The sequence below is a fragment of the Campylobacter concisus genome (assembly GCF_902460895.1).
In the GTDB taxonomy this organism is placed as follows: domain Bacteria; phylum Campylobacterota; class Campylobacteria; order Campylobacterales; family Campylobacteraceae; genus Campylobacter_A; species Campylobacter_A concisus_BC.
This window is the reverse complement of the sequence record NZ_CABPVL010000002.1, coordinates 867,981-880,969: the sequence shown is the minus strand read 5'-3', so window position 1 is coordinate 880,969 and position 12,989 is coordinate 867,981. Positions and strand designations below refer to the sequence as shown.

Annotated in this window: 14 protein-coding genes and 1 tRNA gene; all 15 read right to left on the bottom strand. The window is 42.4% G+C overall.

Features of this window, described 5'->3' with window-relative positions:
• Nucleotides 1–56: 56 nt before the first annotated feature.
• The 15 genes from F3G98_RS05530 to murA all read right to left on the bottom strand — a co-directional run bounded on the left by F3G98_RS05530 (nucleotide 57) and on the right by murA (nucleotide 12,956).
• Complete coding sequence (locus tag F3G98_RS05530) at nucleotides 57–671, bottom strand: thiamine phosphate synthase (protein ID WP_103611454.1); 615 nt, start codon at nucleotides 669–671, stop codon at nucleotides 57–59.
• On the bottom strand, nucleotides 664–1,818 hold the full coding sequence (gene thiH, locus F3G98_RS05525) for a 2-iminoacetate synthase ThiH (protein ID WP_103611455.1): 1,155 nt from the start codon (nucleotides 1,816–1,818) through the stop codon (nucleotides 664–666). Before thiH ends, F3G98_RS05530 begins: the two co-directional genes overlap by 8 nt.
• Nucleotides 1,818–2,582 (bottom strand): thiazole synthase, encoded by a 765-nt coding sequence (locus F3G98_RS05520; protein ID WP_103568848.1) that lies wholly within the window; start codon nucleotides 2,580–2,582, stop codon nucleotides 1,818–1,820. Before F3G98_RS05520 ends, thiH begins: the two co-directional genes overlap by 1 nt.
• Nucleotide 2,583: 1 nt before the next feature.
• A complete protein-coding gene (gene thiF / locus F3G98_RS05515; protein ID WP_149725844.1) occupies nucleotides 2,584–3,435 on the bottom strand; it encodes a sulfur carrier protein ThiS adenylyltransferase ThiF in 852 nt (283 codons plus the stop codon).
• 7 nt (nucleotides 3,436–3,442) lie between these two features.
• On the bottom strand, nucleotides 3,443–3,646 hold the full coding sequence (thiS, locus tag F3G98_RS05510; protein WP_021092363.1) for a sulfur carrier protein ThiS: 204 nt from the start codon (nucleotides 3,644–3,646) through the stop codon (nucleotides 3,443–3,445).
• Nucleotides 3,646–4,824, bottom strand: coding sequence for a pyridoxal phosphate-dependent aminotransferase (locus F3G98_RS05505; RefSeq protein ID WP_103611457.1), 1,179 nt, complete (start codon nucleotides 4,822–4,824; stop codon nucleotides 3,646–3,648). The genes thiS and F3G98_RS05505 overlap by 1 nt, the downstream gene beginning before the upstream one ends.
• An 11-nt stretch (nucleotides 4,825–4,835) precedes the next feature.
• Nucleotides 4,836–6,671, bottom strand: coding sequence for a biosynthetic arginine decarboxylase (gene speA, locus F3G98_RS05500; protein ID WP_149725843.1), 1,836 nt, complete (start codon nucleotides 6,669–6,671; stop codon nucleotides 4,836–4,838).
• Nucleotides 6,668–7,894, bottom strand: a complete 1,227-nt coding sequence (hisS, locus tag F3G98_RS05495) for a histidine--tRNA ligase (protein ID WP_103598730.1) — start codon at nucleotides 7,892–7,894, stop codon at nucleotides 6,668–6,670. Before hisS ends, speA begins: the two co-directional genes overlap by 4 nt.
• Nucleotides 7,895–7,923: 29 nt before the next feature.
• A complete protein-coding gene (gene tmk / locus F3G98_RS05490; RefSeq protein ID WP_103607818.1) occupies nucleotides 7,924–8,511 on the bottom strand; it encodes a dTMP kinase in 588 nt (195 codons plus the stop codon).
• Nucleotide 8,512: 1 nt separating this feature from the next.
• On the bottom strand, nucleotides 8,513–8,983 hold the full coding sequence (coaD, locus tag F3G98_RS05485) for a pantetheine-phosphate adenylyltransferase (RefSeq protein ID WP_103607817.1): 471 nt from the start codon (nucleotides 8,981–8,983) through the stop codon (nucleotides 8,513–8,515).
• Nucleotides 8,980–9,531 carry a UbiX family flavin prenyltransferase gene (locus F3G98_RS05480; RefSeq protein ID WP_103607816.1) on the bottom strand — a complete coding sequence of 184 codons (552 nt, stop codon included), beginning with the start codon at nucleotides 9,529–9,531 and terminating at the stop codon, nucleotides 8,980–8,982. The genes coaD and F3G98_RS05480 overlap by 4 nt, the downstream gene beginning before the upstream one ends.
• The gene (gene flgA / locus F3G98_RS05475) at nucleotides 9,528–10,334 is read right to left on the bottom strand and encodes a flagellar basal body P-ring formation chaperone FlgA (protein WP_103607815.1); all 807 of its coding nucleotides are present in this window, start codon (nucleotides 10,332–10,334) and stop codon (nucleotides 9,528–9,530) included. The genes F3G98_RS05480 and flgA overlap by 4 nt, the downstream gene beginning before the upstream one ends.
• Nucleotides 10,335–10,399: 65 nt before the next feature.
• Nucleotides 10,400–10,474, bottom strand: a tRNA-Gly gene (locus tag F3G98_RS05470).
• A 50-nt stretch (nucleotides 10,475–10,524) separates the two neighbouring features.
• On the bottom strand, nucleotides 10,525–11,685 hold the full coding sequence (locus F3G98_RS05465; protein ID WP_103607814.1) for a molybdopterin molybdotransferase MoeA: 1,161 nt from the start codon (nucleotides 11,683–11,685) through the stop codon (nucleotides 10,525–10,527).
• 2 nt (nucleotides 11,686–11,687) lie between these two features.
• Nucleotides 11,688–12,956, bottom strand: coding sequence for a UDP-N-acetylglucosamine 1-carboxyvinyltransferase (murA, locus tag F3G98_RS05460; RefSeq protein WP_103607828.1), 1,269 nt, complete (start codon nucleotides 12,954–12,956; stop codon nucleotides 11,688–11,690).
• Between the last annotated feature and the right edge of the window lie 33 nt (nucleotides 12,957–12,989).

Below are 12,989 nucleotides of genomic sequence, written 5' to 3'. Positions count from 1 at the left end.
TTAATTTTATGTAGTTTTATATATAAACTAATATGTAAAATTTTATGCAAAAAGAGCTAAATTTGCTCGTTTTTGCTCTCTGCTATCTTTTTTATAAGCTCTATATCGCCGCTCATCGCTAGGCCCATAAAGCAAACGCCACTTGCACCAGCTTTTATGGCCTCTTTGTAGTTCCCACTATCTAGTCCGCCAAGTGCGTAAATTTCTCTATCAAAGCTTTTTAGCTCGCTTATAAAATTTAGCCCTTTTGGCTCTAAACCCGCCTTGCAAGATGTGGCAAATATATGAGAAGCAACGAGCACGTCAGCGATAGAGGCTGAAATTTTAGCTTGCTCTAGGTCGTGAGCTGGGGCGTAAATTTTAGCTGTTTTTCTAAATTCATCTAAAAAAACGGCGTGATTTTTAAAAAAATCAAGCTGTGCCGAAGTGAGCCAAAAGTCGCTATTTAGCTTGCAAGCTACGTCAAAAAATTGATTAATGATAAATTTCTTGCGATAGTTTTCGCAAATTTGAGCCACAACCCTAGCAAGGTCGTAAAATTGAGCCTCGTCTAGCCCCTTTGCACGAAGTAAAATTTCATCCACGCCAGCCTTACAAAGTAGCTGAATCCTTTTTAAAAAGTCATCGCCCTCATAGCTTTCAAAGTCAGCCACGCAGAGAATTTTAAACATAGACATACTCGCTCATCAAGGGCTCTAGTCCGTTTGCTTTTATCATAGCCTTGATCTCATCCACGCTTCTATCGTCGCTTATCTCAAACTGCTCGTCACCCTTTTTCTCTTCGCCGTGAGCTCCGATGCTTACTTTTACGCCAGCACTTATTTTGTTTGTGGCGATCTTTACGGCGTTGTCGCGAAATTTCGCCTTTTCTCTAGTTGATATCGTTATACTAGCTGTTGGCATGAAAATTCTATAAGCGCAGATCACTTGCAAAAGCTCGCGCTCGCCCACGTCACGAGGATTTATACGGTCGTTGTTTATGATAGGGCGAAGTCTTGGGCATGAAAATGCGATCTCGGCATGCGGATATTTTTTTTGAACCAAGCTTGCGTGCAGTGCGGTCGCAAAGGCATCAAGTCTAAAGTCGTCTATGCCAAGAAGTGCGGCAAAGCCAACTCCTCTCATGCCTCCAAGAAGTGCTCGCTCTTGCGCATTTAAGCGGTATGGGAAGATCCTTTTGTTGCCTCCAAGGTGGATCTTCTCGTATTTTGCGGGATTATAGGTCTCTTGAAAGACGGTCACGTAGTCTGCGCCACTTTTGTGAAGCAGGGCGTAGCCGTCTGAGTTTAATGGATAAATTTCAACGCCAACGACTTTAAAAAATTTCTTTGCCAAAGCGCAGGCGTTTGCGATATAGGCCACACTTGAGTTGGTCTCGCTCTCGCCTGTTAGGATCAAAATTTCTTCTAAGCCGCTCTTTGAAATTTCTCTTAGCTCCCTTGTGATCTCCTCGTCGCTTAGTTTTGCCCTTTTTATTTTATTGTTAGCGTTAAAACCGCAATAAACGCAGAGATTGTCGCAGTAGTTTGCTATGTAAAGCGGGGTAAAAAGCGTGATGTTTGAGCCAAAATTTGCCCTTGTCTTTGCCTGAGCGAGCTGGGCGATCTGCTCTAAAAATGGCGCTGCAGCAGGCGAGAGTAGGGCTTTTAGATTTTCAAGCGAGCAGTGCTTTGCATTAAGAGCTGCTTTTACGTCAGCTTCGGTGTAAATTTCTGGCTTATAGCTCGCGCGCTCTTTTAAAATTTCATTCATTATCTCGCTGCCAACATCCTGCATGTGAGGCAGTAGCTGCATGTGGTCGGTTCTAGTAAATTTCATCAGTCTAAAAATCCAGTGAGTGGAGATGAGGCATTTGCGCTTTTGCTCTTTGCGCCAAGACCTGCTAGATAGGCGTTGCGACCAGCGATGATAGCCTCTTTGAAGGCTCTTGCCATGAGTGGGATATTTTTAGATGAGGCGATAGCTGTGTTTGCCATGATTGCAGCTGCTCCCATCTCCATCGCTTCGCACGCTTGTGATGGCCTGCCTATGCCAGCATCAACTATGATCTGCGTATCAAGCTCGTTTATCAAAATTTCAATGATATCTTTAAAAACTAGCCCCTGATTTGAGCCGATTGGCGCAGCTAGAGGCATTATGCAGCTAGCTCCTGCGCTTAGCATCGCTCTTGCGGCGTTTAGATCAGGAAACATATATGGCATCGGCACAAAGCCGTCATTTGCCAGTGCTTCGCAGGCTTTTATGGTTTCAGCGTTGTCTGGAAAGAGAAATTTAGAATCAGTTATGATCTCTATCTTAACAAGCTCGCCACATCCAAGCTCACGTGCGAGCTGGGCGATACGAACAGCCTCTTTGGCGTTCCTAGCGCCACTTGTGTTTGGCAAGAGCGTCACGCCTTTTGGGATAAAGTCAAGTATATTGCGCTCTTTGCTCTCGTTTATGCGTCTAAGAGCAAGGGTTAGGATCTGCGCGCCAGCCTCGTTTATGGCTGAGTCGATGAGCTCGTGCGAGTACTTGCCAGAGCCAAGGATAAAGCGACTTTGAAACTCCTTGCCGCCAAGGATCAAACTATCATTTTGCAACTTACGCCTCCAAGCCCATAAGTAGTCTAATGGCCAAATTTGCTTGGTGGTTTGCACAAATCGCCACGCGCGGCGCCATGAGCCCTTGACCGATCTTTGCTTCGTTTGTGAGGTCACCACAAAGATAGACATTTTTGGCAAATTTTATGGTTTTTATGAGATTTGAGCTAAAGCATCCTGCCATGCCAGAGGCGCCGATAATCTTTTTCTCTTTTAAGCTTGCACCAGCTTCGTTTAGTATCATCGCCTTGCCAGCGACGTTATCAAAGGCTTCGCATAAAATTTCACACTCGCCAAAGACGCTAGCCACGTTTTTTTCATCTAAAAATATATCGTGAGTTTCGACCTCAACAAAGGGATTGACGTCATTTATCAGCTCTTTAAGCGCCTGCGTCTTTTTTAAGCCGATGTGGCGGACGAAATACTGCTGGCGGTTTAAATTACTTGGCTCAACGACGTCAAAGTCAGCAAGCACTAGCTTTTTTACGCCAACTCTTGCTAGGCTTAGCGCGATATTTGAGCCAAGACCGCCAAGTCCAGCCACGCCGATTACTGCTTTGCTTAGAGCTAAATTTAGCTCAGGGCTGTTTCGTGAAGCGATCATCGCGCGTAAAACTTCACGCTCAGGCATCACGCCGCGCCTTATAAATACGACGTTTGAGCCATCTTTTAGCTCGCTATCTTCTTTTATAGCAAAGCCATCAACGATAAAAATATCTGGCTTTGTCGCGTTAAATTTCTCTAAAAATTTATAAATTTCACTCTCTTTATCGCCAAGCGCAAGCTCTTTTAGCTTGCTAAGGCTTTTTACTGGCACCTTAAATTTTGCGCCATTTAATACAATCTCTATCATTTTCTCCTCATCCACCGCCAACTAAAGTGACGATCTCATAAGCTTTGCCCTCGCTCATGAAGCGCTCACGCCAAAGCTTTTTTGGCAAAATTTCTCCGTCTCGCTCAAGAGCTATAAATTTAAGCTCATAGCCATTTTGAGCTAAAAAATCATAAACATTTATATCGTTTTCAAGCTCGAAAATTTTGCCATTTACTCTAAATTTGATCATTAAATTTTGTAGCTTTTTACAAAATTTGCGATCCTCTCGATCGCTTTTTTTATGCTCTCGATGTCTGTCGCAAAAGAAATTCTAAAATATCCCTCCATGCCAAAACCCACGCCTGGCACGGTCGCTACATTTGCCTCTTCAAGCATCTTTTTGCAAAATCTAAGTGAGTCGCCATCTACCTCTTTGCATTTTACAAATAGATAAAACGCGCCATCAGGCTTAACTACGCTTAGCCCAGGGATAGCATTTATCATTTCTACTGCCACGTCGCGTCTTTTTTCATACTCTTTTCTCATGTTTTCGATATCGTCGTCAGTTTCGCCAAGAAGTGACGGGATAGCGCCTATTTGCACGATCGAGCTGATGTTACTTGTGCTTTGGCTTTGAAGTTTTTTGATGCCAGCAATTAGCCAGTCCATCGAGCTTGCTATGTAGCCAAATCTCCAGCCAGGCATCGCTCCACACTTGCTTAGTCCATTTATCGTGACCGTTCTTTTAAAAAGATCTTCGCTCACTGAGGCTACTGCGTGAAATTCTTTGCCGTAGATCACTTTTTCATAAATTTCATCGCTTGTGATGATGATGTCAGTACCCTTTAAAACCTCGCCAAATGCCGCAATCTCATCTTTTGTATAGACAGCTCCAGTTGGGTTTGTCGGGTGATTTAGTGAAAAGACTTTCGTTTTTGGCGTGATCGCTTTTTTTAGCTGCTCGGCTGTGACTTTAAAATTTGTACTCTCGTCTGCTTCGATAAAGACAGGCACGCCGCCACAAAATTTAACTATCTCAGGGTAGCTCACCCAGTATGGAGATGGGATGATGACTTCATCACCTGGGTTGATAAGCGCTTGAAATACATTAAAAAGTGAGTGTTTTGCGCCGATGTTTGTGACGATTTGATTTGCTTTGTAGTCAAGTCCGTTATCTCTTTTTAGCTTTGCTCTAATGGCATCAATGACCTCAGGCAGGCCCGGCACTGGCGTGTATTTGCCGCTTTTGCTATCGTTATCAAGTGCGTTTTTTACAGTTTCTCTTATCTTTTTTGGAGTCATAAAGTCAGGCTCACCAGCTGAAAGCGAGATCACGTCGATGCCAGCAGCCTTCATCTCTTTGGCCTTTGTGCTGATCGCGATTGTGATTGATTCGCTTAATGTTTGCATTCTGTTTGCTAGTTGCATTTTCGTCCTTTTTAGTTGATTGTCTTTAAGTAGCTATTATCATTTAAAAATAGATAAAGTTCGCCCAAAATTTGCTTCTTTTGTGTTTCGTTTATCAGAGTTGATTTCTCCAAGCGCTCATTTAGAGTGTCTTGGATCTCGTAGATATCGTAGTCCATGTCCTCCATGATATCAAGGATCGACTGGCTCTCTAGTAAATTTGTGATCTTGTAGTCATCGCTTGTTATCTCCACGGTAGCTTCTGTTGGATGAGTGAAGAGGTTGTGCTTCATGCCGATCACCTCTTGATATGCGCCAACTAGGAAAAACCCCAAGAAATAATCCTCCTTCTCCACGTCCACGTCGTGTAAAAGCAGTGGGTTTTTCTCGTCATCATAGCTGATCTCACCGTCGCTATCGCAAGTGATATCCCAGATCGAAGCTGGCAGGGTAGGGCGCTCATCGAGCCTATCAAGCGGCATGATAGGGAAATTTTGCTTTAGTCCCCAAAAGTCTGGTAAGCTTTGAAAGATCGAAAAATTTAGCAGGTATCTCTCTTGAACCTCTTTTTGAATTTTAGTTAGATCGCTTGAGTTGCTCTTGTTGCCAAGCATCACAACAGCCTTTTTGCTAATGAGCCTTAAAAGCACCTCTGCGTTTGATCTATCTTGCAGATCGACATAGCCTAGATCAAAGAGCGTGAGGATGCTTTCTGTGTGGTGGATGGCGTCGTGCAGGTACTCTAGGGCGTTTGAAGGCTTGATTGACTTGTAAAGATCAACTAGCTCGGTTATTAAATTTGGATTGTTTTTCTTTAAATTTAGCTTCTCTTCGGTGTATTCTTGAGAAAATAGCTCAAGCACAGGAGCGACTAAAAGCGCGTGAGAAGCGGCGATGTAGCGACCTGACTCTATGAAGATATCTGGCTCGATCTCCTTTTTTTGCTCGCTTATGGTTTTGAGCATATAAACAACGTCGTTTGCATATTCGTTTAGTGTGTAGTTTCTGCTGCTTTCTTCTTTAAACTGCGAGTATTCTATCGCAAGGCCACCACCTAAATTTATAGCTTTTAAATTTGTTGCGCCCATTTTTCTAAGCTCAGCGTAGATGTTGCCAGCCTCGATGAGTGCTTTTTTGAGCGGATGGATTTCGCTTATTTGAGAGCCGATGTGAAAGTGTATCATCGTGAAGTTTTCAAGTAAATTTGCCTTTTTTAGCATCTTTACAGCTTCTATTAGCTCGGTTGATGTTAGGCCAAATTTAGAGTGTATGCCTCCACTTTTTGCCCAGAGTCCTGAGCCTGTCGAGTGCAGTCTTACCCTAAGTCCGATCTTTGGTTTTGGTTTAAAGCGCTCTTTTGCGATGGCGATTATCGCTTCAAGCTCGTTTAAGCCCTCGATCGTTAGAGTGATATTATGCCCCATTTCAGCGGCGATAAAGCCTATGTTTATCATCTCTTTATCTTTAAAGCCATTTACCGTTATAGGCGCTTTGTCGTTGTTATAAGCCATAGTTAAAAGTAGCTCAGCCTTGCTACCAGCCTCAAGGCCGTAGTTATAGGGCTTGCCAAGGCGTACTAGGTTTTTTACAAAGCCAGGGTATTGATTGACTTTAAGCGGGAAAACGGCGTTAAAGCTGCCTTTGTAGGCAAACTCTTTCTTTGCCTTTGCAAAACTTGCGTGGATCTGCTCGATCTGCTTTTGGATAAGGTGCGGAAAGCGAAGTAGTAGCGGCCCTCTATATCCGTCGTCCCTAATATCACGCACGATGTCGATGATCGCTGGCTTACTAGCTTCGTTTATGCAGACTTTGCCATCTTCTATCACAAAATTTGAATTGCCCCAAATGCTAAGTCCAAAATCATTCATCCCAGCTCCTTTTCAAGCTCATCTAAATTTATCGTTTTTTCATCTTTGGTTTCTAAATTTTTATACCAAATTTTATTCTCTTTCATCTCGTTTTCGCCCACGCAAAGGAAAATTTTTGCATTTTTATTGTCGGCATTTTGCAGATGTTTTTGAAGTTTTTTAGCTTCATAAGAAATTTCAACCTGATATTTTTTGCGAAGCTTTGAGCCAAGATTATAGATAAAATCAACATTCGCCGCATCAAGCGCGCAAAGATAAACTCCCTCTCGCTCATCCTTGGCTTCTCCTAAAATTTCCATTATCCTCTCAACGCCCATCGCAAAGCCAACGCCATAACTTGCTCTACCGCCAAGATATTCAACGAGCCTGTCGTATCTGCCGCCACCTGCGACTGCACTTTGTGAGCCGATCTCATTGCTTATAAACTCAAACGCCGTCTTGCAGTAGTAGTCTAGCCCACGAACTAGCTTAGTGTCTATCTCAAATTTAACGCCATTTGCCGTTAAAATTTCTTGCAGTTTTGCAAAATCAGCCTGCGCCTCATCGCTTAGGCTATCAGTGATAACTGGAGCATTTTTGTAAATTTCTTGACAGCTTTCTATCTTGCAGTCAAGCACGCGGATAGGGTTTAAAAGTTTGCGTCTTTTGCAGTCTTCGCAAATTTTATCATCGTTTTCATCTAGAAATTTGACAAGCTTTGCTTTGTAAGACTTCATCGAGCTCTCGTCGCCAAGCGAGTTTATTTTTAGGGTTGTTTTGATATTTAGTCTGTTAAAAATTTCGCTCACCATTAAGATAATGCTCGCATCTTCATAGACGCTGCCCTCGCCAAAGCACTCACAGCCAAACTGGTGAAACTCCCTTAAGCGGCCTTTTTGTGGGCGCTCGTAGCGAAACATCGAGCCGTGATAAAAGCAGCGTTTTGTCACATTTGCCCTGTCAAGTTTTGCCTCGATAAAGGCTCTAACCACGCCAGCCGTGCCCTCAGGACGCAAGCAAACGTCGTTTCCGCCTTTGTCTTCAAACTGATACATCTCTTTGCCCACGATGTCGCTGCTCTCGCCGACACTTCTTTTAAAAAGCGCCGTCTCCTCGAGGTGCGGGGTTAAAATTTGCTCATATCCGTAGTTTTTTGCGACTTCCTCGCAGGTTTTTATTATCTGTGCATAAAGTTTTGCGCGAGCTGGAAGCATATCTTTCATGCCACGAAGTGCCGTTATCATCGCATTATCCTTTTTATTTTTTTGTGATTTTACTTAAAATTTATAAAATTTTCTATCTCTTTTGAAATTAGCTCTATGCTTTTAGATGCGTCTATAAAAAGCGTTTCAAAGCCATTTTTGATGAGAATTTGCTTCATCAGACTTTGCACTTTTAAAAGATACTCTAGCCCTCTAGCCTCGATCTTATCGCTGGTGCCTCTATTTTTTAAGCGCGAGCTTATAAGCTCATGGCTTGCTTCAAAAAAGATGATCTTATCTGCAAATTTATCATTTAGTGCAAATTTATTAAGTTCTAAAAGCACGTTTTCATCTAAGCTTTCATCATTTGCCAAAGCGTAGGCGATGCCTGAGATAAAGCCTCTGTCGCTTAAAATCAATTTGCCTAAATTTGGAGCAACCAGCTTTTCAAAATGCTCAGCCCTATCAGCCAAAAAAAGTAAAATTTCAGCTCTTTTGCCTATTTTTATGCTCGAATTTAGTAAAATTTCACGTAAATTTTCACCAAGCTTTGTGCCGCCTGGCTCTTTTGTGACGATGGCATCACTAAATTTAGAAGCTAAAATTTCTATCTGCGTGCTCTTGCCAACGCCGTCAATGCCTTCAAACAAAACATACATTTTACGCCTTTAAATTTTTTAGAATTTTTGCTGGCACTAGGTTGCTCACGTCGCCGTCATGGCGCAAAACTGAGCGGACGATCGAGCTTGAGATGAAGGCATTATTTAAGCTTGGCATAAGATAAACCGTCTCAAATTCGTCCCAGAGTGCAGCGTTTGCGTAGCCGATTTGTAGCTCATACTCGAAGTCACTAACTGCGCGAAGCCCCCTGATAACGGTGTTTATGCCATGCGATTTAGCAAAATCAACAAGCAAGTTATCAAAGCCAAGCACGCTTACGTTTTTTAGCTCGCAAACTGCCTCTTTTGCCATCTCTATGCGCTTTTCGTGTGCGAACATCGGCTGTTTGCTATCACTTTTTGCAACTGCGACGATTACCTTATTAAAAATTTTCGTAGCCCTTATGATAACGTCTAAATGGCCGTTTGTTATGGGATCAAAGGTCCCTGGATAGATGCAAGATTTTTTCAAATTTGCCACCTTTTGTAAAGATTATTTTCGATTTTTAAGGCATCAAGCCACTTGCCGATGATAAAATTTTCCATATCCTGAAGGCTCTTTATGCCTGCGTAGTAGCCTAAAACTGGCGGAGCGATGGTAGCTCCAAGAGATGAGAGTAGCTGCATCTGTGAAAGCGCGATCGCAGAAAATGGCATCTCTCTAACGCCTAAAACTAAGGTTCGCCTCTCTTTTAGTGCGACACTTGCAGCCCTTGTGATGAGCGTATCACTTATGCCGTTTGCAACTTTTGCTAGCGTGTTAGTAGAGCAGGGCGCTATTATCATTGCTTCAACGCCAAACGAGCCAGAAGCTGGGCCTGCACCAAGGTCTTGATCATCATAAATTTTCACGCCAAGATCATCTAAATTTAGCCTCAAATTTTCTTCAGCCTCTAAAACTTTCATAGCATTTTTACTAACTATGACGTGCACCTCACAGCTATCTTTGGCGGCATTTACTAGCTTTAGAAAAAGCCCAGTCCCGCTTGCTCCAGTGGCTGCAAAAACTACCTTTTTCATCTTATAACTGCCTCATCTTTGCCTGAAACTGTGGCCTGTAAAATTTTATTTTCTCTTGTTCTTATCTTTATCATATCGCCTAAATTTCCATCTTCAAGCGCCTTTACCTCGGCGATTATCTTAACGCCACCTTCGCTTAAAACTGCGTTTAGCATTTGACCTTTTTTGACTAAACTAATGGCGTTAAACTGACGTTTTGTTAAAATTTCTCCGCTTCTTATCTGCACTTTTGTGACAAGAGTTGAGGCGCTAAGTCCAAAGAGTGCGTCACGTGGCCATTTGCTAAACTCAATCATCGTTGGTTGGTAGTCAAGCAAGCTTAAAATGTGGTTTGTATTCATTGAGTTTATAGCGATAAAAACTGGCATTTTGGCGTTAAAGCTAAATTTAAAATAAAGGCTTTTAAGACTTAGATCAACGTCCTCAAATGAGGCTCTAAAAACGCCTTTTTGGCTATTTTGATCGCTTAAAAATATATTTTTAAAAACTAAGTCTTTAAAATTTGCAGGGAGTTTGTTTTGCGGACTGATGCTAAGATCGCTCACACTGATGCCTGGATATTCGTTGCTGATCTCTCTTAGAAATTGCATCTGAATTTCATCCATGATAGAGCAGTTTTTCACAAAAGCAACGCTGCCGCCGCTTTTGTCATTGTATGTTTTAAAATTTGCTGTTAGAATTTCATAGAGTTTTTTACTATCTATCTTGGCAGCTCTTTTGCCCTCTAAGTTTAAAATTTCATTGTCTTCGCCTTCAAAGCCAAAAGTGCTAAGTGAAATTTGATCATTTACGACGCAATACATCGGATAGATGCTGACTTCATTTGCAAAAAGTTTTGTGGAAAATAAAAAAATGAGTATAAAAAAGATGGAGCGGGAAACGAGATTCGAACTCGCGACCCCAACCTTGGCAAGGTTGTGCTCTACCCCTGAGCTATTCCCGCAACCAAAATGAAGTCCGCATTTTATCAGATTGTTTTTCATTTGTCAAGGATTATGGAAGTTTTATAAGTGAAATTTCACTATTTTGTAAAATTTCACCTTGATCAGGGCTAGTTATCAACACAAAATCACTCTTTAATATATGATTTATCATGCCTGAGCCATATTTTCCGCCGTCAGTTGCTATAAATTTGCCATCAGCTACATTGCCAAAAACCGCATTTGCTCTGCCCGATTTTACCTTTAAATTTTCGCTATTTATAGCTTTTTGCGTCACAAAACACTCACTTTTTAGAAGTGGCAAAACAAGCATCATCGTGCAAAGATAAGCAGCCATAGGGTTGCCAGGCAAGATAAAAACAAGCCTGCCATCTTTTTCATAAGCCTTGCAAGGTCTGCCAGGTCTTATGTCAAGGTGCGAGAAAATTTCGTTGTATCCAAGCTCGCTTAGGGCTATCTTCATAAAATCAGCCTCACCAGCGCTTGCTCCACCAGAGCAGATAACGATGTCGTAGTTTGCAGCGTTTAAAAATGCCTGTTTTACAGCATTTAGCTCATCTTTTATGATACCAAGATATGAGCTTTTTTGACCGATTGAGCTAAGAAGTGCAGCGATGCCAAAGGCATTTGCATTGTAAATTTCATCCTCGCTCGCTCTTTGCCAAGGCTCGATGATCTCGTTTCCGCTTGAATAAACTGCTATACTTGGCTGCTTTTTTACATCTATAAAGCTTATGCCCTGAGCTGCAAGCATCATCACGCTTCTTGTGTTTAAAATTTCACCACTTTTTAGTAAAATTTCACCAACTTTTGTCTCTTCGCCTTTAAAGCGGTAAGCCTCGCCTTTTTTAAGCTTAGCTGGTGCTTTCACAAACTCGCCCTCAACAACGCAGTCCTCAAACCTCATGACCGTGTCAGAGCCCTTTGGCATCTTAGCGCCTGTCATTATCTTCAAGCACTCGTTTTTGCCGATACTTAGCTGCTCTTTATCGCCCGCAAAGGCACTTGCGATGATCTTATAAGGCTCATCTTTTTCATCAAATTTAACCGCAAAACCATCAAGCGCTGAGTTATCAAAGCAGGGCAGGTCTTTGACCGCTATCACGTCATTTGCTAAGGTTTTGCCAAGAGCCTCGCTAAGAGGTAAAATTTCACTCTTATTTTTTGGTCTAAATTTAGCTTTTAAAGCCTCAAGTGCGTCATTTACTAGCATTTTTACTCCTCAAGCCTAACTATTTTTGCCCCAAGGCTTTTAAATTTCTCCTCAAGCCTCTCGTAGCCTCTATCAAGGTGGTAAATTCTATGCACCAAGCTCTCGCCATTTGCGATAAGAGCGGCTAGTATCAGCGCTGAGCTCGCTCTAAGATCTGTCGCCATAACATCAGCCGCGTTTAAATTTGCAGGGGCATAAACGCTTGCGATATGGCCGTTTAAGCGGATATCAGCGCCCATTCTAGCTAGCTCACTAACGTGCATAAAGCGGTTTTCAAAAAGCCTCTCATCTATCGTGCTAACGCCATTTGCTGCTAGACAAAGCGCCATAAACTGAGCCTGCATATCGGTCGGAAAGCCAGGATACTCAGTCGTTCTTATCTCGACTGGTTTTATATCATTTGTCGGCAAAATAGTGATCTTATCGCCATCCACTTCAATACCAAAGCCCATCTCTTCAAATTTATTTAAAATGGCCGTCATGTGCGCTGCATTTGCCTTTGTGACTGAAATTTTGCTATTTGTGATAGCTCCAGCGCAAAGGTATGTGCCAGCTTCGATCCTATCTGGGATGACCTCGATGTCACAAATTTCAAGTAGCTTTTGACCGCTACCAGTGATCTTTAGCTCGCTCGTGCCGATGCCCTCTATCCTTACGCCACTTTTTGCCAAAATTTCACAAATTTGCACCACTTCAGGCTCAAGTGCGACGTTAAAAAGCTCTGTCGTGCCGTGCGCTAGAGCTGCTGCCATGATGATGTTTTCGCTGCCAGTTACGGTGATCTTATCAAAAACTATCTTTGCGCCTTTTAGGCCATTTGGCGCGGTTGCAACGACGTAACCTTGTTTTATCTCGATATTTGCGCCCATTTTTTCAAGTGCGCTTAGGTGTAGATCAATAGGTCTTTGTCCGATCGCACAGCCACCAGGCAGGCTCACCTCACAGTGTCCAAAGCGCGCTAAAAGCGGACCAAGCGTTAATATAGAAGCGCGCATCTTTCTAACGATATCGTAGTTTGCCGTGGTCGAATTTACGCTGCTTGTGTCGATACTTAGTGAGTTTTCATCTTTAAATTCACACTTTGCTCCAAGATTAACAAGCAACTGGCAAAGCGTCTTTATGTCAGCGACATTTGGGATATTTGTTAAATTTATCTTATTTTTAGCAAGTAGGGTTAGGGCGATGATAGGTAGGGCGGCATTTTTAGCTCCGCTGATCTTTACTTCGCCGCTTAATTTGGCATTGCCTTCTATTTTTAGATAGTGCATCATTATTTTTTGCCTTAAGAAAATATATTTTTTGCC

Coding starts and splice junctions, on each gene's coding strand:
- F3G98_RS05530 (WP_103611454.1), bottom strand. CDS start 671: ATGTTTAAAATTCTCTGCGTGGCTGACTTTGAAAGCTATGAGGGCGAT.
- thiH (WP_103611455.1), bottom strand. CDS start 1,818: ATGAAATTTACTAGAACCGACCACATGCAGCTACTGCCTCACATGCAG.
- thiF (WP_149725844.1), bottom strand. CDS start 3,435: ATGATAGAGATTGTATTAAATGGCGCAAAATTTAAGGTGCCAGTAAAA.
- thiS (WP_021092363.1), bottom strand. CDS start 3,646: ATGATCAAATTTAGAGTAAATGGCAAAATTTTCGAGCTTGAAAACGAT.
- F3G98_RS05505 (WP_103611457.1), bottom strand. CDS start 4,824: ATGCAACTAGCAAACAGAATGCAAACATTAAGCGAATCAATCACAATC.
- speA (WP_149725843.1), bottom strand. CDS start 6,671: ATGAATGATTTTGGACTTAGCATTTGGGGCAATTCAAATTTTGTGATA.
- hisS (WP_103598730.1), bottom strand. CDS start 7,894: ATGATAACGGCACTTCGTGGCATGAAAGATATGCTTCCAGCTCGCGCA.
- tmk (WP_103607818.1), bottom strand. CDS start 8,511: ATGTATGTTTTGTTTGAAGGCATTGACGGCGTTGGCAAGAGCACGCAG.
- F3G98_RS05480 (WP_103607816.1), bottom strand. CDS start 9,531: ATGAAAAAGGTAGTTTTTGCAGCCACTGGAGCAAGCGGGACTGGGCTT.
- flgA (WP_103607815.1), bottom strand. CDS start 10,334: ATGTATTGCGTCGTAAATGATCAAATTTCACTTAGCACTTTTGGCTTT.
- F3G98_RS05465 (WP_103607814.1), bottom strand. CDS start 11,685: ATGCTAGTAAATGACGCACTTGAGGCTTTAAAAGCTAAATTTAGACCA.
- murA (WP_103607828.1), bottom strand. CDS start 12,956: ATGATGCACTATCTAAAAATAGAAGGCAATGCCAAATTAAGCGGCGAA.